The organism is Lysinibacillus sp. Ag94 (assembly GCF_023242215.1).
In the GTDB taxonomy this organism is placed as follows: domain Bacteria; phylum Bacillota; class Bacilli; order Bacillales_A; family Planococcaceae; genus Lysinibacillus.
The window spans coordinates 3,555,539-3,575,963 of the sequence record NZ_CP096780.1 but is presented as its reverse complement, the minus strand read 5'-3'; the positions used below and the strand labels follow the sequence as shown (position 1 = coordinate 3,575,963).

Here is a 20,425-nt window from a genome sequence, read left to right as displayed (position 1 = left end):
GAAAATAGTGGTGAACGAATGCCGCAACTATTGAATGAGGATCAAATCCGGGGATTCTTTGACTTCAATCATGCATCACAACAAAACTATAAGGAGTGCAAACAAAATGTCAGATATGATTAAATTAACTTTCCCAGATGGCGCTGTAAAGGAATTTGCAAAAGGTACATCTACTGATGATGTAGCATTATCAATTAGCCCAGGACTTCGTAAAAAAGCATATGCGGGTAAAGTAAATGGTGCCTTAGTCGATTTAAAAACACCGATTGAAGAGGATGCTACAATCTCGATTATTACACAGGATGATGAGGAAGCACTAGAAATCTTACGTCATTCTACTGCGCACTTAACTGCACAAGCGATTAAACGTTTATTCCCTGATGTTAAACTTGGTATTGGTCCAGTTATTGAAGGTGGCTTCTACTACGATGTTGATGCACCAACTCCAATCACTGCTGAAGACCTACCTGCAATTGAAAAAGAAATGAAAAAAATTATCGCTGAAAACTTAGAAATTGAGCGCAAAAATGTTAGTCGTACAGAAGCGCAAGCAATCTATGAAAAAATTGGCGATGAATACAAATTAGAATTACTTGAAGCGATTCCAGCAGATGAGCAAGTTTCTATTTACCATCAAGGTGAATTCTTCGACCTTTGCCGAGGTATCCACGCACCATCAACAGGTAAGCTTCGTGAGTTCAAACTTCTTTCATTAGCAGGTGCTTACTGGAGAGGTAACTCAGATAACAAAATGCTACAACGTGTTTATGGAACAGCTTTCTTTAAAAAAGAAGATTTAAAACATCATCTTCAAATGCTTGAAGAAGCAAAAGAACGTGATCATCGTAAAATTGGTAAGGAATTAGAATTATTCACTTTATCTCAAACAGTTGGTCAAGGTTTACCACTATGGTTACCAAATGGTGCAACAATCCGTCGCATTATTGAGCGTTATATTGTAGATAAAGAAGTTCGTCTTGGCTACAAACATGTTTATACACCAGTTTTAGGTTCGAAAAAATTATATGAAACATCAGGCCACTGGGGACATTACCAAGATGACATGTTCCCACCAATGGAAATGGACAACGAAACATTAGTATTGCGACCAATGAACTGTCCACATCATATGATGGTTTATAAATCATCAATGCATTCTTATCGTCAGCTTCCTATTCGTATTGCTGAGTTAGGAACACAACATCGATATGAAAGTTCAGGTGGATTATCTGGTTTACAACGCGTACGCGGTATGACTTTAAATGATGCTCATATTTTTGTACGTCCTGACCAAATTAAAGATGAATTTAAGCGTGTTGTGAATTTGATTCTTGATGTGTATAAAGATTTTAATTTAAATGATTACAAATTCCGTTTATCTTATCGTGACCCTGCAGACACTGAAAAATATTACGATGATGATCAAATGTGGGAAAAAGCACAAGGTATGTTAAAAGAAGCAATGGATGATCTTGGCTTAGATTATTACGAAGCTGAAGGCGAAGCAGCGTTCTATGGTCCAAAATTAGACGTACAAGTAAAAACAGCTATTGGTAAAGATGAAACATTATCGACTGTTCAGCTTGACTTTTTACAACCAGAGCGCTTTGACCTAACATACGTTGGAGAAGATGGTAAACCACATCGTCCAGTTGTTATTCACCGTGGTGTCGTATCAACAATGGAACGTTTCGTTGCCTTCTTAATCGAAGAGTATAAAGGGGCATTCCCAACATGGTTAGCACCAGTACAAGTTGAAGTCATTCCAGTTTCAAACGAAGCACACTTTGATTATGCAAAACAAATTGAAGAGCAATTAACTGCAGCGGGCTTACGTGTTGAAATGGATGACCGTGAAGAAAAATTAGGCTATAAAATCCGTGAAGCACAAATGAAAAAAATCCCGTATATGCTTGTTATCGGAGATAAAGAAGTAGAGGCTGGTGGCGTAAACGTACGTCGCTACGGCTCAAAAGATTCAGAAACAATCAGCTTCCAAGACTTCTTAGCTAACATTAAAGCAGAAATTACAAAATAATTTTCATAATTTCACCGAGTAAGATCACCAAAAGTTTGGGATGACATTTATTAAAACGTATACTACTATTAATATAAGTTGATTGGAGTGGAGGCTAGGCGACTCCTTAGGGATCAGCGTCACAGATGAGACCCTGGAGCGAGCAAAGCGAGTGAAGCGGCTCATCGGACGCCCCTAGGAAAGCGCCAGCCGGAACGGAAATCAACCATACGTTATGATGAAAGCCATTATAATAGGTTTATTAATAATAAGTTAAAAAACATTTGACAACTTATGAAAGTACATGCTAATATAGTTAAGGTTAATGAATACAAAGTTTGTGGTTGAAGTAGAGGCTGCCCGCTTCTCACCTGATACAACGCTCTTAAGCTGTGAACAGGTATGACACGTTGAATTGTTTTGCGCAGACTTGCGCATGCACATATAGCGGGCGGACATCTTCAAAGTGTCCGTCCTTTTTTTATGGACATGACAAGAGGATGTACCGTTCAACCGGGCAAGGCTTTGCCCAAACCATGTATTCGCGACAACTACTTGGAGGTGGATTACTATTAGCAAAGACATGTATGTAAACGAAGGCATTCGCGCACGTGAACTTCGATTAATCGATCACAATGGTGACCAGCTTGGTGTAAAGACACGTAATGAAGCGCTAGAAATCGCCACTCGTGTAAACTTGGATCTTGTCCTTGTGGCCCCTCAAGCCAAGCCGCCAGTCGCTCGTATCATGGACTATGGTAAATTTAAGTTTGAACAGCAAAAGAAAGACCGTGAAATTCGTAAAAATCAAAAGGTCATCGTAATGAAAGAGGTTCGTCTGAGCCCAACAATCGATGAGCATGATTTCCAAACGAAGCTACGTAATGCGATTAAATTCCTTGAAAAGGGCGATAAAGTAAAATGTAGCCTACGTTTCAAAGGTCGTGCGATTACACACAAAGACATTGGTCAACGTGTGTTAGATCGTTTTGCTGAAGCTTGTGCTGAAGTATCGACGGTTGAACAAAAACCGAAGATGGAAGGCCGAAGCATGTTCTTAGTTCTTCAACCAAAGAACGAGAAATAATATTAGACGAACAGTTTAGGAGGAATTCGACATGCCAAAAATGAAAACTCACCGTGGAGCTGCGAAACGTTTCAAAAAAACGGGTTCAGGTAAATTAAAATATGACCGTGCTTATGGAAGCCACTTATTCGCAAACAAATCTACAAAACAAAAACGTCACCTACGTAAAGCAAACATCGTTTCATCTGGTGACTTCAAACGCATCAAATCATTACTTGTTTACATGAAATAATTTGACTACACAAACAAAATACTAACATTCATTTTTAAATGAAAAGCAGGAGGTAATTCATATGCCACGCGTAAAAGGCGGAACAGTGACGCGCAAACGTCGTAAAAAGGTTTTAAAATTAGCTAAAGGTTACTATGGTTCAAAACATACATTATACAAAGTTGCAAACCAAGCAGTAATGAAGTCAGGTCAATATGCATACCGTGACCGTCGTCAGAAAAAACGTGATTTCCGTAAATTATGGATCACTCGTATCAACGCAGCTGCTCGCATGAACGGTCTTTCATACAGCCGTTTAATGCACGGTTTAAAAGTTGCAGGTATCGAAGTTAACCGTAAAATGTTAGCTGACCTAGCTGTAACTGATGCTGCTGCATTCACTCAATTAGCAGACGCTGCTAAAAAAGCTGTAGCTAAATAATTTTTGACGAAGTTAAAAAATTATTTCTGCACCGAAAGCGAAGCGATAGGTGCAAAATTTTTCAAAAGGCTGATGGATTTATCCGTCAGTCTTTTTTGTGTTAGAGTAGTAGAAAATAGAAAATAAAAAGGAGTATTCAATGGGGCAAGCATTATTAGCGTATATGGCAATTGTTTCTATAGTCCTGCTCGTGATGATGGGCATGGATAAATCAAAAGCAAAAAAACATGAATGGCGTATTGCAGAACGCACATTATTTACATTAGCAATCGGTGGAGGTGCAATAGGGGGCGTATTGGGAATGTATTTATTCCGTCATAAAACACGCCATAACAGCTTTGCATTTGGCTTCCCGCTGCTAGCAGCTATTCAAATTTTTATCCTAGTACAATTATGGGGATAAATCTCGAAGATAAAACACGGGAATGTTTCGATAAATAAAAAACATCCTCATGATGAGGATGTGTTACGCATAAGCTTTTCAATGGGTTGCTTCCAATTTATTTTTGCGCTCGGATAGTTCAATAGGATTTCTTGCTGAAGGTATTCAAAGTCTCTTTTCGTAAACCCTTGCAGTTTAGCGGCATCACGGGCACCAACAAAAATAGTCACAACCTCGAAGGCATCTTCAGTAGTGCCGAGGTATTTTTCACCTTCAAAAAGAGCACCCTTATAAGAGATAAAGAAATTTTTTCGGACATTTTTGACGTCATCATAGAAATAATATTGGCCTTTTTCATAGGCTTCATCAAGTTTTCGCTTAGGATCGGTTATATAACGAATCGCTTTATAAAATACATAGATAATAAGCGCAATAACAGCAAGACGAATAAGTAACGGCAACATTTTTAATTTCCCCCTTGAAAGAAAGGTTATTCCTTCCTATACGATTGTGAAGGACAATTAGTTTCACTTTTTATAAATATTTTTAAGAAATTTAGGAGAAAAAAATGAATTTACAACAATTGTTTAAAATGCAAAAGGGACTTGATGATTTCATCGAGAAAACACAAAATATAGAACATGATGTATTTAAAGAAAAAGGTTTAGCCTTAATGGTAGAACTAGCCGAACTAGCAAATGAGACACGCTGCTTTAAGTTTTGGAGTACAAAGGGAGCCTCAGAACGTGATGTAATTTTAGAGGAATATGTGGATTCGATTCATTTTATATTATCACTTGGCTTATTAAAAGGTTATACAGCGATCGAAAAGTGGCCGGTGATTGAAGAGAAGAGAGATTTAACAGAGACATTTTTAATGACACAAGACTATATTTTAAGTTTTATTAGTCAACCAACAGAGGATAGATACTTAGCAATCTGGCAATGCTATGGATTGCTTGCATTTAATCTAGGCTTTTCATTTGAGGATGTTGTTGCGGCATATATAGAGAAAAACGAGGAAAATTATAATCGTCAGCGCTCAGGATATTAAAGTGTAAGAAATACACCAATTTTCTGACGATTAGGCTAGGAATATTTCGGTAAACGAAGTATAATAGAGGAGATACAAGAGTCAGGAGGAAAAAGGATGACACAGCTAGATTCAACATTACAAATGTTTAAAGATTTAACAGATGCGAATGGTATTGCAGGTAATGAACGTGCACCACGCGAGGTCATGAAAAAATACATTGGACCATATGCAGACTTAGTTGAAACAGATAATTTAGGTAGCGTCATTGCTAAAAAAGTTGGGGATGAAAATGGCCCAAAAATCATGGTTGCAGGTCACTTAGATGAAGTAGGCTTCATGGTTACTCAAATCGATGACAAAGGGTTCATCAAATTCCAAACAGTAGGTGGCTGGTGGAGCCAAGTTATGCTTGCGCAGCGTGTAACAATTACAACACGTAAAGGCGATGAAATCATTGGAGTTATTGGTTCAAAGCCACCGCATATATTACCGGCAGATGTGCGTAACAAAGTGGTAGACATTAAAGATATGTTTATCGATGTTGGTGCTGCTTCAAAAGATGAAGTACTTGAATGGGGTGTATGCCCTGGCGATATGGTAACACCATATTTCGAATTTAATGTGATGAAAAATGAAAAATACTTATTAGCAAAAGCATGGGATAATCGCATTGGTTGTGCAATTGCCATTGATGTTATGAAAGCATTGCAAAATGAAAAGCATCCTAACATCCTTTATTCTGTAGGAAATGTTCAAGAAGAAGTAGGGCTTCGTGGTGCGAAAACTGCTACGCATAAAATCCAACCAGATATCGGCTTTGCTGTCGATGTAGGTGTAGCAGGGGATACACCAGGGGTAACTGCAAAAGAATCGACTAGTAAAATGGGCGCCGGTCCACAAATTGTTGTGTATGATGCATCAATGGTGTCACACCGTGGCTTACGTGAATTCGTATTAGATGTGGCTGATGAGCACAATATTCCATATCAATTCGAAGCAATGGCTGGTGGCGGTACTGACGCTGGTTCTATCCACGTAACTGCGAATGGTATACCTGCACTATCTATCGGTATTGCAACACGCTACATCCACTCACATGCAGGTATTTTACATCGTGATGATTATGATAACGCTGTAAAATTAATGGTGGAAGTGATTAAAAAATTAGACCGTGATGCAGTCAATAAAATTATTTTTGATTAATACTGCGCTAAGAACTTATAGCCTTCTAACAGAAATGTTAGGAGGCTTTTTGTGTTGGAAATCGGAGCGATTGAGAAAGCATAACAAAAGGGATTCGTATGTAGTTCAATGCATCTATGTAAATAGTTGATTGGAGTGGAGACTGGGCAATTCCTCGAGCGACAGCAACAAAGCGCCTAGTTGGAACGGAAATCACCCACACGTTTTGGTGATGAATCACTTATATACCTGTTACTGTTACATTATCAATAGGTGTAGATTTTCCATTGATGTGAATATTAATCGTATCAAGATTTGAGTCGAACGTTAATTTATAAACATGTTGTTTTATTTCATTATCTTTTTGATTTGTAACATCTAACTTTATTATTAATGTATCATCTTTAGTTTCAAGGGCTGTTGTAACTGTTCCTTTTGTCCGAAAAACGATATAAGAAAATTCACTTTAAAATGAGGGTATCTTAAAAAGTGGAGATACCCCGTTTTATATTCATAAAATATCTACTATTAAACCTGTAAAAGTTTTAAAATATCTTTCCCAATCTGCCCAGGGTTTGTCGCCAAAATAGGCGAACGATAATTTGATAAAACAACGACGCCTGTTTGTTGTGTTTTATCAAACCCAAGATAACTAGAGAAAGCTTTCGTCGAACCGTTATGCCAAATGATATTGTCTTCAAGAAGCCATCCTAGCCCAATACCCATATGTTCCGAAAAGGTCTCAGTTGCTTGATGTGTTAAGGTATACCCTAAATTTTCATCACTTAAATGTACGCTCATAAACTTTAAAAGATCATTGACAGTTGAACGGATTGCTCCTGCTGCCATAAAGTCATTCATTTGGAGCGGTGACTTTTTATGTCCAAGAACCGTGTAGCCTTGCAATACTGCCTCAGCTTGATCAGAAGGGATAGAAATAAATGTATTTGGCATATTTAAAGGATCTGTTAATCTTTGTTTAATAGCTGTTTCATAATCAGTGTGAAGTGTAGTGGCTAAAATATATCCTAAAAGCCCCATTCCTACATTAGAATATCTAAATTTAATTTTAGGCTCGTCTGTATGTGTTTTAAAATAATGAATAGTCTCTTCCAGTGAATATTGGCAAAAAGGATCACGAGGTGTTTGTGCGTCAAAAAGATTGTAAATGTTCTTCAGCACACCTATTCCTGGTAGTCCAGAAGTATGATTTGCTAAACGTTTGAGTGTGACAGGGTGATTATCGGGAATTTCAGAAAAGTATTTGCCAATAGAGTCATCTATATGGATTTTTCCTTCTTGCATCATTTCCCCTAATATGGATGTAGTAAAAACTTTAGAAATCGACCCAACTTCATATATATAAGGCTTTTCTTCCAGCATAAAATTTGAGCCGCCGAAAGTAAAAGTAGCTTCTTGGTCTTGAGAAATGATACCGATAGATAAAGCAACATTTAGACGGTTTTTTATATAGGGATAAGCAATTTTAAATATGTCCTTTTTTAAATCGTGTAAATCCACAATAATTCCTCCATTAAGAACGCTTATTTTTTTCCTGCTCCTCTGAAATAATAAAACGTAATTTCAAAAGTATGTCTTTTAATTGTAACAAGTCCTCTCTATTGAGCTTTGTATAATATTTATTTATAATAGCAAGCTCAATTTCCTCCTGTTTTTGAAAATAAAGATGTCCCTGTTCATCTAGTTCTATAATAACCTCTCTACGATCCTTTTTACTCATTGTTCTTTTTATATAATCTTCTTGCTCCAGCCTATTTACTAGTTGGCTAACAGCACTTGGGGATGTACCCATTAACTTGGCTAATTCATAAGTTTGAAGGGGACCTTTCGTCTGAAGAAGATTTAAAAATATTGCTTGTTTTGTCGTTAATGTTTCATCGAACAATGAGGAAAATTCTTCAGTTAACATTAAATTGGTTTCATATTCAACTTGATTGATTTCTTTAACAAGATGCACCAAATCCTTATCCATGTATTTTACCACCTAAATAATTAATATATATAAATTATAAATATGTATTAACAATAATGCAATGTTCTTACTATGCGATCAAAGATGGAATATGCATAAATATTCGATGATTCGAATTTTAGACACAACTGAAAATAAAATTCAAACTTTTTAAAATTAACATAAAAATTCAGTTGATTTTATATTTATGCATTGTTATACTAAGCCCAACAGCAATTTAACAAGGAGCGAAGGTTATGAAATTACTCGAGGAAGTACAGTTAAAGTTAGTATCTAGTTTAAAAGGTAAGGACCTATTAACCTTTCTAGACTATACAAGTGAAGAGGTTCAGCAGTTAGTTGAATTAGCGACACAGCTGAAAATAATTACAAAAGAAGGGAAATGTCCGAAGCTGCTAGAAGGTAAGACACTCGGCATGATTTTTGAAAAACATTCAACTCGTACTCGTATTTCATTTGAAGTTGGTATGATCCAATTAGGTGGAAAAGGTATGTTTATGCATGCGCGTGATTTACAGATTGGTCGTGGTGAATCGATTTATGATACAGCACATGTGTTATCAGGCTATTTAGATGGTATTATGATTCGTGCGAACTCTCATGCAATGGTAAAGGAGCTTGCAGAGCATGCATCTATACCGGTTATCAATGGACTAACGGATATTTATCACCCATGCCAAGCTTTAGCTGATTTAGAAACAATTATTGAAAATAAAGGACACCTAAAAGGATTAAAAATAGCATATGTTGGAGATGGCAATAACGTGGCGCACTCATTAGTAGTCGCTTCTGCTCACGTAGGAATGAACGTGGCAGTAGCAACGCCAGTTGGCTATGAATGTGATGCAGAGGTGATTGCAAAAGCACAGGCTATCGCAGCAGCAAATGGTAGCCTAATAACCATCACAAATGATCCTGTAGAAGCAGTGTTAAACGCGGACGTAGTATACGCGGATGTATGGACATCAATGGGCCAAGAAGAGGAAACGGCAAAACGTCTACAAGACTTTGCCGGTTATCAAATTAATGATGAACTTGTCGCATACGCCAAACCAAATTATATGTTCCTACACTGCTTACCAGCTCATCGCGAAGAAGAAGTAGCGTCAGCTGTTATAGATGGCCCAAATTCCTATATTTTTGAGCAAGCAGAAAATAGACTCCATGCGCAAAAAGCAGTGCTAGCATCAATTCTAGCTTAATTTCTTTCAGCAAGTGTTTTTTTGTGGCGAAAGCGAAGCGTATGCTACAATTGTTTTGAAGTATTATACTTCTTAGTTGAGAAAATATAAAGAGAGTTCATATTGGCAACAGGGGGTGTCAATATGAATAGCATAAAGTGGTTGCAGACAGAGGGATGTATGCCACGCGTGATGTATGTTATCAAGATGGATGACCACATCGCTACATATTAAAGTAACCTGGGAGACGCTAGGTTACTTTTTTCTTGCAAACTGCCCATTTACTTGTTGTTTATACAGAAAGGGGATAAGAACGATGACAGTAGTTGAAATAGTGATTGAGCATTTAAAAGAGGAAGACTATGCAAAGTATTTAGAGGTTTTAGAGGAATATGAGAACCCAGAGGACTGGGCTTCTTACTTAAGTTATATTCGGCATCTGTCGGTAACCCTCATGCAGAGACAATTTTAGTGGCAAAGCGGGGTGATGAGATTTTAGGGGCCTGCAATTATCTACAGATTCTGAAAAAGCTTATGGTTTGCTAGAGCTTAACATAAAGTCTACCATTTTGTGCTTACTTGGCGTGCATCCTAAAGGGAGAGGGCTAGGGGCCTAAAACGGCTTTGCCTTTGCACGCAATCGTCAGGATTAATCTTTTGGCTACTATTATTCTTTATTTATCCTTGGGTTTTGTAAGAGATGAATCAGGGAGATAAGCTTGTAAAAAGTTTTCCGCTATGATTTATAAAAAAAGAACCCGTTGATATTGGACATTAACGGGTAATAAGGTATAACTGTTGATATAAAAGGGTTTATCTTGGGGGTATTCTGAATTTGCCCCCTTTTTGCCCCTTAAAGTTTAATTTTTAAGGTAATCCTCGAATTTTTTCAGAGTATTTCTTTCATGCTCTGGTGTGACATGCAAATAAGTGTTAGCTGTAATGTCTATACTTTTATGCCCTAATCTTGTACTAACAGTTTTAATGTCCGCACCAGATTCCAACATCATGACAGCATGAGTATGACGTAATAAATGAGTAGATTTTCTGGGTGTTAATTTTGCATCACTAAGTAATTTTTTCATCAAATCCTGAGGTTTCGATTGATAAAACATTTTACCATTTTCGTCTACAAAAATATAGTCTGATTTAATGTAATTAGCTTTAATTTTCCTGTTTTCCTCTTGCCATTCTTTGTATGCTTTTAACTCATTAATCAAATCGTCTTCTATTGTAATAATTCGATAACCCGATTTTGATTTAGGTGGTCCAAGTCCTTGTCTAGTTCGTTGGCGATCAACTGTAAGTGTTTTATTTTCGAAATCAATGTCTGACCAAAATAAACCTAAAAGCTCCCCACTACGTATTCCTGTATGAAGTAAAGTTATGACCATAACACGTTTGTAGATATCTTCATTTTCTATTGCGTTTAATAATTGTTTGACCTCTTGCTTGTTTAAGAAGACCATTTTTTCCACGTCTTCATCTTTAGTAATTTGTATTCCTCTTAATAAATTTTTTTCTAGTTCATCGTGCTCCACTGCACTGTTTATAATAGACATCATTTCACCATGAATGCGGTCAACTGTGTTTTTTGCATAGTCAATATCAAATAACAATTCATTAATAAATAACTGATAATCAGCGCGTTTAATTTTATTTAGCTTATATCCTTTAAATCTATTGAGTAATTTTAGTTGTCCGTTTTTTGCTGAAATATTGCTAGATTCCCTTCTATGTTGTCTATTCATCTTGTTATGAACGTCTAACCAATCCTCAAAAAGAATCTCACCTTTTCTTAAATTTTCGATTCCACCTTTAACTAGCTTTTCTTCTATTAACACAGCTGCAGCTTTAGCTTCTGTCTTGGTTCTAAAACCGCCTTTTGAAATCTCCTTTTGTTTACCAGCATCATTGTACTTAATACGATACTCCCAATTGTCACCACGTTTACGGAAGTAAGCCATAGTATCACTCCTTATATGTAATCAACAGAAGGACTATTATTATGTTCAATTATTTCTAGAAAGTGATTGTTTAAATAATGATCTAATCTTTTTTTAGCAAATTCATAGTCTACCTTAAATAATATACAAATTGTAATAATGGCTTCCTTTTTATTTTTAGGAAGGTTGATATTATTTAACATGAAAGTAGGTACACACGCTTGGAAAGCAAAATTATTCGCTTTCCACTCCTGGTACTCTCTAAACAAATAGTGAGTTTTAGTTTGATTGCCAGAATGAGATAATACATGGCCTAATTCATGACAAAATTCTTGCCATTGTTCCTCTTCTGATAATCGTGAATCTATATAGATTATGTTGTCATAACTAACTGATTCACAAGGTAAATAAATTACTATAAAGCCAAGTCTAGGAGCAATTATTCGTGGATCTAAATGTTTTGGTTTTGTTACTCCGATTTCGGTGTATAGCTCTCGAATGTAATCTTCTAAATGAGTATAAACAAAATTCATAACATCCCTCTTTCACAAACGTATGTTCTATTGATGTTAACAAAAAAATCCACCACTGAAAAGGCGAATTTTAAAATGTCTGGAAAGTCTACATAAGAATGTAAAATTACTTCTTATTCTCTTGTTGTTTTTTCCATACCTCGTAATACACTTCGAATTGTTCGAGAGCATCAAGTAAATTATCTGGTTGATTTTTAAAAAATAAATTTTCTCTAGTTAAGAAGAAATCGATAACTTCTTTTTGGTATGCACTAAGATTGTTGTAATCTTCATCGGATATTCCAGCTAATTTATAATCTGCTGGTTTAGAATTATCAGTAACGCCTAATAAATAATCAGTTGTTACATCAAAGTAGTTTGCGATTTTTTGTAATAATTCCAGTCCAGGCTCTCTTTTTCCAGTCTCATATTTCGATAACGCAGAATATGTTATACCTAATGAATTGGCTAGATGTTCACGAGAAATATTTTCGTTCTCTCTTAACTTCTTTAATCTTTCATGAAACATAAGAGCTCTCCTTTTGATTTGATATATTGAATTTTACACTTATTGTCCAATAAATAATTGATTTTGGACAAAATGTGTAATTAACAGTTGACTTTGGACATTTTGTCCATTATAGTTAACTCAAGAGACAAATAGTCCAAACGAAATGAGGTGAAAAAATGAGAACTAATCTAAAAGATCTTCGAAAGAAGAAAAAATTAAGTGTAAAGAAAATATCTCAAATGTTAGGGATATCTACTTCGCACTATTACAAAATAGAAAGTGGTATTAGAAATCCGAACTTCATTCTTGCAGGCAAAATAGCTGCAGTATTCAACTGCAGTGTTGATGACATTTTTTTTAAAGAGAAATTGGACGAAATGTCTAAAATGAATGTTTCTTAAAAGACAAAATGTCTAAAAACATTTAATAGGAGGACTACTATGAATCCATTACAAATCATCGTACATGACAATCGTCGAGTACTAACAACAACGCAAATTGCTGAAAGTTACGAGACAGAAAACAAAGTCATCTCAAACAACTTTAATCGTAACAAGGATCGTTACAAAGAAGGTAAACATTACATTGCATTAACCGGTGAATCTAAACGTGAATTTTTAAACCTTCATCAAATTGAGGACGGTTCTAAAAACGCTCAAATTCTTTATCTTTGGACTGAAAAAGGTGCGTGGCTACATGCCAAGTCACTTAATACAGATAAAGCATGGGATGCTTACGAAATGTTAGTAGACGAATACTACACAGTTAAAGATAATGTTGTTCCGTTATCTAAAGACCAGGCGTTGGTAACAGTATTACGTACAACCGCTGATTTAGTTGAGGATACTCAAGCAATTAAAAATGAGCAACATGAAATTCGAAAAGAACTTTCATTAATCAGTGAAAAAGTTGAAGAACAAATTACCTTAACATCAGGTGAGCAACGTGCAGTTCAAAAGGAAGTTGCTAAAAAAGTTTACAGTATCGAAGATGATACAACTATTCGTCCTAAATTATTTAAAGAACTACATCGTGAAATAAAAGACCGTTTTGCTGTAGCAAGTTATAAGGATGTTCGAAGACAAGAATTACAAATAGTTATTAATTATATTCGATCTTGGGTTCCAAGAAAGGTATCTTGAACGACTTAAACACAGGAGGTGCTGTTGATGATTCAAGTACAAATCGACGAGCAACAGGTATTTGAAATAGCACGTAATGAAATTAAAGCTAAATTACAAACTATTGAATCTGAATTTATATTTTGGGATTTAAAAACCTTATGTGAAAAAACGTGTATGTCACGCAGTTTTGTATTAGAAACATTCTTCTTTTTGCCGGATTTTCCGAGACACAAGGTCGGCACTAAATGGTTAATACCGGCAAAGGAAGCAAGTGAATTTTTACTTAAATGGCTGAAACAACAACCAAGAGCATAGGAGAGGCCAGGGCAAATGGCCTCAAGTCAAACTACCAATCTAGTAAGAGGTTGGGGCAACAACCTCTTATCTTTATATTAAGTTAACTTGGCGTGAATTAGTATACGAAAAAAGAATATATTCCAAATTGAAATATTGAAATAAAGGGGCAAAAAGATATGGTTGCAGATTTTGCAAAAGTCGGAAAGATGTTAAAAAAATTCCGCATCGATGCAAATATTACTCAGGAAGAAATGGCGGAGCGATTAGATAGTACACAATCAGCTATCAGCAAATTAGAAAGTGGCAGAAAAACAATAGATATTTTCACCTTCGCTTCATGGTTGAAAATTACTGAATCAGAGTTTGCTGGAACAGCAATGATGTTCGGAATGGAAATAGCGAATGCTATTACACACTTATCACAAACAGTACCAATGTTTATAGGAGGTATGTTCAGATGGATATAGCAAAAAAATTAAAGCTAGAAATAGCGATGTTAGAGGCTTGCAATGAGGATTTATTAGTAGCAATAGGAGTTCATAACCAACGTGATGAGTATCACTTATCTGCTGAGTGTACACGAAAAATCAATAAAACGAATCGTGAAATTGAAAGATTAAAAGTACGTTTACAAGATCATCAAAACTTCATGTGGGTTATCAAGGTTGCACAGGATAAAGGACTACTTGGTGAGGTGGTGAAGGAATATGCGAATCAAGCCTAGAGCATGGAAGCACATGACATTAAAGCAGAGGTTAATTTATTTACACTTCATTTGCGATAAGAGGGAGTTAACAAAGTTAGATGAATATAAAAAAGCTGCTTAATCTTAGCGAGAGATTAAACAGCGACAACATATACAAATCTATTATACCACAAAAGGGGATTAATAGAGAAAAAGGGGATAAAAAAATGAAAAACTTAGCAGGGTTAGAGGTTAGTAATTCAATTTTTGAAACTATCGTAAAGCGTATCGATGTTTCTCCAATAGAGCCTTATACATTCTATATTCATGGAGTAAATGCAGTTGGTGGAAAGTTAAATAGTGCTTATTCTGCATTTGAAAAGATTAAAAAATGGGCTATTTCAAAAGGCGCAGAAGTAAATTTGGTTGAAGAGCAAGGCTATGTATTAAAAGTTGAAATAACAGATCCAGTTGCAGCGAAAATTGAAACGTTCTTTAAAAGCAAATTATAAATCAGACGTTTGCGAGTGTTATCTCGCTCTCGTCAAGCAGTTCATAATCCTCCTCAAATTGGTCTGGTTAGCCAAACATTATGAGCTGCTTGATGGGATGCCATCAAAATAATCGAAAGGGTTGATATGTATGAAATTAGCAAATGTAGTGTCTAGAATTACTGAATTGCCTAAAATTTTAGAGCAACATGGTGTAGCGTCAGAGGATGTTATCCGAGTTGAATATAGTTCCAGTTCAGCTGCTAATGCTGACATTCTTGTTCAGTTATATTCATGTGAATCTATTAAAAAACTAGGTGCTTATGATATTGAAAATAAGAAAGGCTATGAAGGTGAAGATTGGAGGCAATATAAAGTTATTAAATGCGGCATTTCATTCATCTGTTGGCAACGTGAAAGTGAGGCGATAGCGTGAGAGCACTTGCAGAAGTTGAGAATCCAATGGTATTAGGAACAATCGAGCCAATAAATAATGTACCAACATTTCAATATGTAGAAATGAAAAGAGATTTTCGTGATGTCTATGGCAGTTTAATCGTATTCAACGATGATTATATGGAGTTTCCAAACGGTGATGTCGTTCACATGGATAACATCCACACTTATCTTGAGGATCATTACAATGCAGTATTTTGCACAAAAAAATAAACCACTACTCGTAATAGTGGCTTAGAAAAACATTTATTAATGAGATTTTAGCATAGGAGGGCAACGGAATGGAAGCAGTTTCTACCTTAGAAATGAATCGTATCGAATGGCTACAGCTTCGTAAGAGTGGTATTGGTGGTTCTGATGCATCGGCTATTCTTGGTTTTAATCGTTGGAAATCAGCATTTCAATTATATATAGAAAAAACATCTGATTTTGTAGAGGAATCAGATAACGAGGCGGCATATTGGGGCAACATTCTTGAAGATGTTGTAGCTAAGGAATTTGCAAAACGAACAGGAAAGAAAATTCGAAAGATCAATAGAATGCTACGGCATCCTAATCATTATTTTATGACCGCAAACTTAGATAGGGATGTAGTTGGTGAAAAAGCGTTTCTGGAATGCAAAACAGCAAGTGAGTACTTAAAGGACAGTTGGAATGGTGAAGATGTTCCAGCAGCATACCTTTGTCAGTTGCAACACTATCTTGCGGTCACTGGCTACGAAAAAGCATATATCACCGTATTAATTGGTGGTAACAAATTTGTTTGGAAAGAAGTTGCTAGGGATGAAGAATTTATCGAGTTGATGATACAACATGAGAAAGAGTTCTGGGAGAATCATGTATTAGCTAACGAACCTCCTGCAATCGATGGTAGTACATCAGCTACTGAATTACTAGCTAAGATGTACCCGCAGGATGATGGTTCAGCAGTTATGTTGGACGAGCAATCTAACACATTGATTGAAGCTATAGAATCAATAAAAACTGAGGAAAAGCAATTAGAAAAGCAACGTAAAGAATACGAAAATCAACTCAAGATGACACTTGGTGAAGCAGCCGAAGGGCACTCTAATCGTTTTAAAGTTTCATATAAAACCATCTTTTCCAATCGATTTGATAGCAAAAGATTGAAAGATGAGAACCCAGACTTATACAAAAAGTATTGCAAAGAATCACCATCAAGACGTTTAACAATTAAGGAGGCTAATTAAGTTGATTAAACCTATGGATAAATCAAAGGAATATCTAGTAACAGAAACAATTTTAACTACCATTACTACAGTTGTTATGGCAAATGACGCAAGTCATGCAAGATCGCGATACAAACATGATAGACAAGGGATTGATATTTCAACTCAAAAAATAGAATCAGACACTAATTTAGTTATTTCTCAAAAGGAGGATAAATAATGGCAACTACAACTGATTTAAAAGCTCAAATGCAACAAACACCATCTACTCAAGCAAAACCTAAAACAATTGATGATTACCTAAAACAAATGGCTCCAGCGATGGCGCAAGCTTTACCAAAACACATGGACGTTGACCGTTTAATGCGACTGGCAATGACTACGATTCGTACAACTCCAGCACTTAAAGATGCAGATGTTTCTAGTTTACTAGGTGCAGTTATGCAAGCAGCTCAACTAGGTTTAGAGCCAGGATTAATGGGTCACTGCTACTTATTACCGTTCAAAAACAACAAAAAGGGCATTACAGAAGTTCAATTTATCATCGGTTACAAAGGGATGATTGACCTTGCAAGACGTAGTGGTCATATACAGTCGATTTACGCTCATGCAGTGTACGAGAAAGACGAATTTGAGTATGAACTAGGATTAGACCCTAAATTGAAGCACAAGCCTTGTATGGATGAAGATAAAGGGGGATTTGTGGGTGCTTATGCGGTAGCTCACTTCAAGGATGGAGGTTATCAATTTGAGTTCATGTCAAAAGCCGAAATTGAAAAGCGTAAAGGTCGCTCAAAGGCTGCGAATTCAAACTATTCACCGTGGGCTACAGACTACGAAGAAATGGCGAAAAAGACCGTTGTACGACACATGTGGAAGTACCTACCGATTAGCGTGGAGATGCAACAACAGGTAGCTTATGACGAGGGTACAGCACCAAAGCGTGAAATGAAAGATATCACACCAGAAACAGAATTCTTCGTTGATGCACCTGAAATTGAAGTGGAAGTTGTAAATGAATAACGTACCGCACAAAGTCCTTCTGCCTGCTTGGATATTCCAACAGGCAGGAGGTAACAAAGACGAAATTAAGCGACTGGTGCTGCAATACATGCAACGATATCCAAACTATCGAGTTACCAAAGTGAGTGGTAGTTTCGCGGTTTGTGAAAGGCATGAAGGGCTGTTATAGGAGGTTTAGAAATGATTTGTGGTTACTGTGGTAACGAGGCCGAGTTTATGTCCAGCAAACAGTTTTATGGACGTGATTATGGTGTGAACATGTATGTGTGTAGACCTTGTGATGCTTATGTAGGTACGCACGGTAAAGGAAAAACACCTCTTGGTACTTTAGCTAATGCTCGATTACGAAATATAAGAAGGGCTGCTCATTCAATGTTTGATCCGTTATGGAAAGGCAAATATCGAAAAATGAGTAGAAGTAAAGCGTATCGAGTGATGCAAGAATTAATGGATTTACCACCGAAAAAGGCTCATATCGGCATGATGGACGAAGAGCAATGTTTTGAGTTGATTCGGAAGTTAAAAGAGTATAGGGGTTTAGCTTAGACAACAGGCAAGATGATTTTTATACCGTAGGAGGAAAGTATATGAGTATTCAACTACAACAATTCATTGAACAAAAACAGTCACAACTTGAACAGAGTGGTAAATATCGACACGTTTCAATCCACTCAAAAGATGCTGTAATGTTGGCAAGAAAAACAATTGGAGAGCAATTCCTTTCAACTGATACGCCATATTCGCAACTAGGGCGAGAGGTACAACATAGTGAGTTTCCTGATATTTCATCGGTACCATTTGAAGAGAATGCTACAAAAGTGGTCTTTGAGGTTATCGAGAAGCGAAAACGTAATCCAATTACCGTTATTTTCTACTTCTTATGGGATTAATTTTATGATTAAAAATTTGAATATTGTGACATAAGGAGAGGCGAGGGCAAATGGCTGAAATCACTTGGATTAAGCTCAAAACAGATATGTTCGATAACGACAAAATTAAACTAATTGAAGCGTTGCCGGATAAAGATGCAATCATCGTTATTTGGGTGAAATTATTAGCCGCAGCTGGTAAAGCAAATTGTAATGGCTACATCATGCTGACAGAGAATATTGCAATGAATATTGAGGAAATGGCAACAATCTTCAATAGACCATTGAATACAGTGCGGTTAGCAATCGATACATTTAGACGCTACGGAATGATTGAAATGGACGATGGCGATGCAATACGCATTAAAAATTGGGATGTTCACCAAAATATCGAGGGCATGGATAGGGTGAAACAACTCAACGCTGAGCGTAACAGAAAGTACCGCGAACGTAAGAAACAACAGGCTTTAGCAGCACCTAAAGAACCTGAAAACACTAAAAGTGATGTTAGCGTGACGTCACGCATGACGTTAAGTGACGATACAGAGACAGACTTAGACTTAGATAAAGACTTAGACAAAGATATAGATAAAGACAAAGACATACAACAAACAGTCGGTCAGTCGTCTGTTGCATCTCAAAAATTATTCACTTTCTTTACAACAAGATTAAATCGCTTTGCAAGTGAGCAGTTAAGAGAGGACATTAATTTCTACTTAGAGACTTACAACGATGCTGATTTAATTATCGAAGCATTTAACAGATCACTAGCAGATGGTCGTGTAAAGGTCAAAGAAAAGTACGCTTTAGGCACATTACGTAACTGGAAGCATGAAGGTGTAACATCTATCCAACTATTAGAACAAAAGGAGGCGCAGCAACTTGCAAGCAATCAAGGAAACAATACAAAAAGCGATGGGTACCAAGCTAATTTGGGCTTCTAGCACATGTGATTTACATTTCCCGAAATACGATTACTCAAAATTCACTGAGCAAGAAATGGAAGACATACGTCGTAAATACTCTGTTCAAAAAATGATAGTGGATGGAGTAGAAAAGTGTCCTTCATGTGAGCGTGAAAGATTAACTAGTTTACTAGAGGAAGAAGCCAAAAAAGATGCATATGAAATTTTGAATAGAGGGAAATACAATACATTAGCTCAAAAAAGCATCTTACAAGATGAAGAAATCACAGAAGCTCGTTTTGATAATTATCGAACTGAAAATGAGCCAGAAGCATTTCACAACCTAAATTTAATGGAACAGCATGCGCAGGATATTTTAACCGGACAAGCATTCAACATTTTGCTTTATGGAACACCAGGTGTTGGTAAAAGCCATCTTAGCTATTCGTTGCTACATCATGTAAATGAATTATCGGACTTTACAAGATCATGCTTATTCATAGACCTAGACGAAATGCTCCGTAAAATTCGAGATTCATTTAATAATCCAAATAGTCCTTATACAGAAATGTATTTTACAAAATTATTAAGTGAAGTGGATTTACTAGTACTAGATGATTTAGGTGCTGAAACAGGTAACGAACATACAGAGAAAAAAGCTAGTGATTTCACTGGGCGAATACTACGAGCTGTAGCGAATAGTCGTCAGAAGAAAGTAACTATTGTTACTACGAATTTAAGTGGGACACAACTTAACAAAATGTACGATGGCAAAACATTATCGAGACTTTCGAAGAATCGAAAAGTAGTTATGTTCAAAGAAACGGTCGATAAACGACCTTTGGGATATTAAGAGGGGCGCACAGCCCCTTGATTGGAGGGTGC

The 20,425-nt window shown here is 36.4% G+C and carries 30 protein-coding genes; 24 read left to right on the top strand and 6 right to left on the bottom strand.

What is annotated here, in order from left to right; genetic code table 11:
* Positions 1-106: 106 nt before the first annotated feature.
* The 5 genes from thrS to MY533_RS16715 all read left to right on the top strand — a co-directional run bounded on the left by thrS (position 107) and on the right by MY533_RS16715 (position 4,160).
* The gene (gene thrS, locus MY533_RS16735) at positions 107-2,038 is read left to right on the top strand and encodes a threonine--tRNA ligase (RefSeq protein ID WP_248716860.1); all 1,932 of its coding nucleotides are present in this window, start codon (positions 107-109) and stop codon (positions 2,036-2,038) included.
* A gap of 562 nt (positions 2,039-2,600) precedes the next feature.
* On the top strand, positions 2,601-3,104 hold the full coding sequence (gene infC, locus MY533_RS16730) for a translation initiation factor IF-3 (RefSeq protein ID WP_024363824.1): 504 nt from the start codon (positions 2,601-2,603) through the stop codon (positions 3,102-3,104).
* Positions 3,105-3,135: 31 nt separating this feature from the next.
* The gene (rpmI, locus tag MY533_RS16725; RefSeq protein ID WP_004226312.1) at positions 3,136-3,336 is read left to right on the top strand and encodes a 50S ribosomal protein L35; all 201 of its coding nucleotides are present in this window, start codon (positions 3,136-3,138) and stop codon (positions 3,334-3,336) included.
* Between the two features lie 61 nt (positions 3,337-3,397).
* Positions 3,398-3,757: a 50S ribosomal protein L20 gene (gene rplT, locus MY533_RS16720; protein WP_004226314.1), complete on the top strand. Its 360-nt coding sequence runs from the start codon at positions 3,398-3,400 to the stop codon at positions 3,755-3,757.
* Between the two features lie 139 nt (positions 3,758-3,896).
* Positions 3,897-4,160: a DUF1294 domain-containing protein gene (locus MY533_RS16715; protein WP_132357175.1), complete on the top strand. Its 264-nt coding sequence runs from the start codon at positions 3,897-3,899 to the stop codon at positions 4,158-4,160.
* 47 nt (positions 4,161-4,207) lie between these two features.
* Here MY533_RS16715 and MY533_RS16710 read toward each other — a convergent pair whose 3' ends face one another.
* Positions 4,208-4,603 (bottom strand): sigma-w pathway protein ysdB, encoded by a 396-nt coding sequence (locus tag MY533_RS16710; RefSeq protein WP_132357174.1) that lies wholly within the window; start codon positions 4,601-4,603, stop codon positions 4,208-4,210.
* A 104-nt stretch (positions 4,604-4,707) separates the two neighbouring features.
* Here MY533_RS16710 and MY533_RS16705 point away from each other — a divergent pair, with 104 nt between their 5' ends.
* Both MY533_RS16705 and MY533_RS16700 read left to right on the top strand, forming a co-directional pair.
* On the top strand, positions 4,708-5,193 hold the full coding sequence (locus MY533_RS16705; protein WP_248716859.1) for a dUTP diphosphatase: 486 nt from the start codon (positions 4,708-4,710) through the stop codon (positions 5,191-5,193).
* 96 nt (positions 5,194-5,289) lie between these two features.
* Positions 5,290-6,378, top strand: a complete 1,089-nt coding sequence (locus MY533_RS16700) for a M42 family metallopeptidase (RefSeq protein ID WP_248716858.1) — start codon at positions 5,290-5,292, stop codon at positions 6,376-6,378.
* A 507-nt stretch (positions 6,379-6,885) separates the two neighbouring features.
* On the opposite strand, the gene MY533_RS16695 is transcribed toward MY533_RS16700, so the two are convergent.
* Together MY533_RS16695 and MY533_RS16690 are read right to left on the bottom strand one after the other, a co-directional pair.
* Positions 6,886-7,878: a serine hydrolase domain-containing protein gene (locus MY533_RS16695; RefSeq protein ID WP_248716857.1), complete on the bottom strand. Its 993-nt coding sequence runs from the start codon at positions 7,876-7,878 to the stop codon at positions 6,886-6,888.
* A gap of 13 nt (positions 7,879-7,891) precedes the next feature.
* Positions 7,892-8,350: a MarR family winged helix-turn-helix transcriptional regulator gene (locus tag MY533_RS16690; RefSeq protein WP_248716856.1), complete on the bottom strand. Its 459-nt coding sequence runs from the start codon at positions 8,348-8,350 to the stop codon at positions 7,892-7,894.
* Positions 8,351-8,586: 236 nt separating this feature from the next.
* Here MY533_RS16690 and argF point away from each other — a divergent pair, with 236 nt between their 5' ends.
* Positions 8,587-9,552 (top strand): ornithine carbamoyltransferase, encoded by a 966-nt coding sequence (gene argF / locus MY533_RS16685; protein WP_248716855.1) that lies wholly within the window; start codon positions 8,587-8,589, stop codon positions 9,550-9,552.
* A 295-nt stretch (positions 9,553-9,847) separates the two neighbouring features.
* On the top strand, positions 9,848-10,003 hold the full coding sequence (locus MY533_RS16680; protein WP_248716854.1) for a hypothetical protein: 156 nt from the start codon (positions 9,848-9,850) through the stop codon (positions 10,001-10,003).
* 388 nt (positions 10,004-10,391) lie between these two features.
* Here the strand turns inward: MY533_RS16680 and MY533_RS16675 are convergent, their stop codons facing one another.
* From MY533_RS16675 to MY533_RS16665, 3 genes are all read right to left on the bottom strand, one after another.
* A complete protein-coding gene (locus MY533_RS16675) occupies positions 10,392-11,498 on the bottom strand; it encodes a site-specific integrase (RefSeq protein ID WP_248716853.1) in 1,107 nt (368 codons plus the stop codon).
* Between the two features lie 11 nt (positions 11,499-11,509).
* Positions 11,510-12,010 carry an ImmA/IrrE family metallo-endopeptidase gene (locus MY533_RS16670; RefSeq protein ID WP_248716852.1) on the bottom strand — a complete coding sequence of 167 codons (501 nt, stop codon included), beginning with the start codon at positions 12,008-12,010 and terminating at the stop codon, positions 11,510-11,512.
* A 106-nt stretch (positions 12,011-12,116) separates the two neighbouring features.
* Positions 12,117-12,518, bottom strand: coding sequence for a helix-turn-helix domain-containing protein (locus MY533_RS16665; protein ID WP_248716851.1), 402 nt, complete (start codon positions 12,516-12,518; stop codon positions 12,117-12,119).
* Between the two features lie 158 nt (positions 12,519-12,676).
* On the opposite strand from MY533_RS16665, the gene MY533_RS16660 reads away from it, so the two are divergent.
* The 15 genes from MY533_RS16660 (at position 12,677) to MY533_RS16590 (ending at position 20,393) form a co-directional block, all read left to right on the top strand.
* Positions 12,677-12,901: a helix-turn-helix transcriptional regulator gene (locus MY533_RS16660; protein WP_248716850.1), complete on the top strand. Its 225-nt coding sequence runs from the start codon at positions 12,677-12,679 to the stop codon at positions 12,899-12,901.
* A gap of 39 nt (positions 12,902-12,940) precedes the next feature.
* Positions 12,941-13,642, top strand: coding sequence for an ORF6N domain-containing protein (locus MY533_RS16655; protein WP_248716849.1), 702 nt, complete (start codon positions 12,941-12,943; stop codon positions 13,640-13,642).
* A gap of 27 nt (positions 13,643-13,669) precedes the next feature.
* Positions 13,670-13,939: a group-specific protein gene (locus tag MY533_RS16650; protein ID WP_248716848.1), complete on the top strand. Its 270-nt coding sequence runs from the start codon at positions 13,670-13,672 to the stop codon at positions 13,937-13,939.
* Between the two features lie 158 nt (positions 13,940-14,097).
* A complete protein-coding gene (locus MY533_RS16645; protein WP_248716847.1) occupies positions 14,098-14,388 on the top strand; it encodes a helix-turn-helix domain-containing protein in 291 nt (96 codons plus the stop codon).
* Entirely contained in the window at positions 14,379-14,645 is a 267-nt protein-coding gene (locus MY533_RS16640) for a hypothetical protein (RefSeq protein ID WP_248716846.1), read from the top strand. The genes MY533_RS16645 and MY533_RS16640 overlap by 10 nt, the downstream gene beginning before the upstream one ends.
* 80 nt (positions 14,646-14,725) lie before the next feature.
* Positions 14,726-15,118 carry a hypothetical protein gene (locus tag MY533_RS16635; protein ID WP_248716845.1) on the top strand — a complete coding sequence of 131 codons (393 nt, stop codon included), beginning with the start codon at positions 14,726-14,728 and terminating at the stop codon, positions 15,116-15,118.
* 130 nt (positions 15,119-15,248) lie between these two features.
* Entirely contained in the window at positions 15,249-15,533 is a 285-nt protein-coding gene (locus tag MY533_RS16630; RefSeq protein WP_248716844.1) for a hypothetical protein, read from the top strand.
* Positions 15,530-15,766, top strand: coding sequence for a YqaI family protein (locus tag MY533_RS16625; protein WP_248716843.1), 237 nt, complete (start codon positions 15,530-15,532; stop codon positions 15,764-15,766). Before MY533_RS16630 ends, MY533_RS16625 begins: the two co-directional genes overlap by 4 nt.
* 68 nt (positions 15,767-15,834) lie before the next feature.
* Complete coding sequence (locus tag MY533_RS16620; RefSeq protein ID WP_248716842.1) at positions 15,835-16,764, top strand: YqaJ viral recombinase family nuclease; 930 nt, start codon at positions 15,835-15,837, stop codon at positions 16,762-16,764.
* Between the two features lies 1 nt (position 16,765).
* Positions 16,766-16,963, top strand: coding sequence for a hypothetical protein (locus tag MY533_RS16615; RefSeq protein WP_248716841.1), 198 nt, complete (start codon positions 16,766-16,768; stop codon positions 16,961-16,963).
* The gene (gene recT / locus MY533_RS16610; protein WP_248716840.1) at positions 16,963-17,766 is read left to right on the top strand and encodes a recombination protein RecT; all 804 of its coding nucleotides are present in this window, start codon (positions 16,963-16,965) and stop codon (positions 17,764-17,766) included. Before MY533_RS16615 ends, recT begins: the two co-directional genes overlap by 1 nt.
* Positions 17,767-17,946: 180 nt before the next feature.
* Positions 17,947-18,312 (top strand): zinc-finger-containing protein, encoded by a 366-nt coding sequence (locus tag MY533_RS16605; RefSeq protein ID WP_248716839.1) that lies wholly within the window; start codon positions 17,947-17,949, stop codon positions 18,310-18,312.
* Between the two features lie 41 nt (positions 18,313-18,353).
* Complete coding sequence (locus MY533_RS16600) at positions 18,354-18,656, top strand: hypothetical protein (RefSeq protein WP_248716838.1); 303 nt, start codon at positions 18,354-18,356, stop codon at positions 18,654-18,656.
* A gap of 50 nt (positions 18,657-18,706) precedes the next feature.
* Complete coding sequence (locus tag MY533_RS16595; RefSeq protein ID WP_248716837.1) at positions 18,707-19,579, top strand: phage replisome organizer N-terminal domain-containing protein; 873 nt, start codon at positions 18,707-18,709, stop codon at positions 19,577-19,579.
* Positions 19,518-20,393: an ATP-binding protein gene (locus MY533_RS16590; protein ID WP_248716836.1), complete on the top strand. Its 876-nt coding sequence runs from the start codon at positions 19,518-19,520 to the stop codon at positions 20,391-20,393. Before MY533_RS16595 ends, MY533_RS16590 begins: the two co-directional genes overlap by 62 nt.
* Positions 20,394-20,425 lie beyond the last annotated feature (32 nt).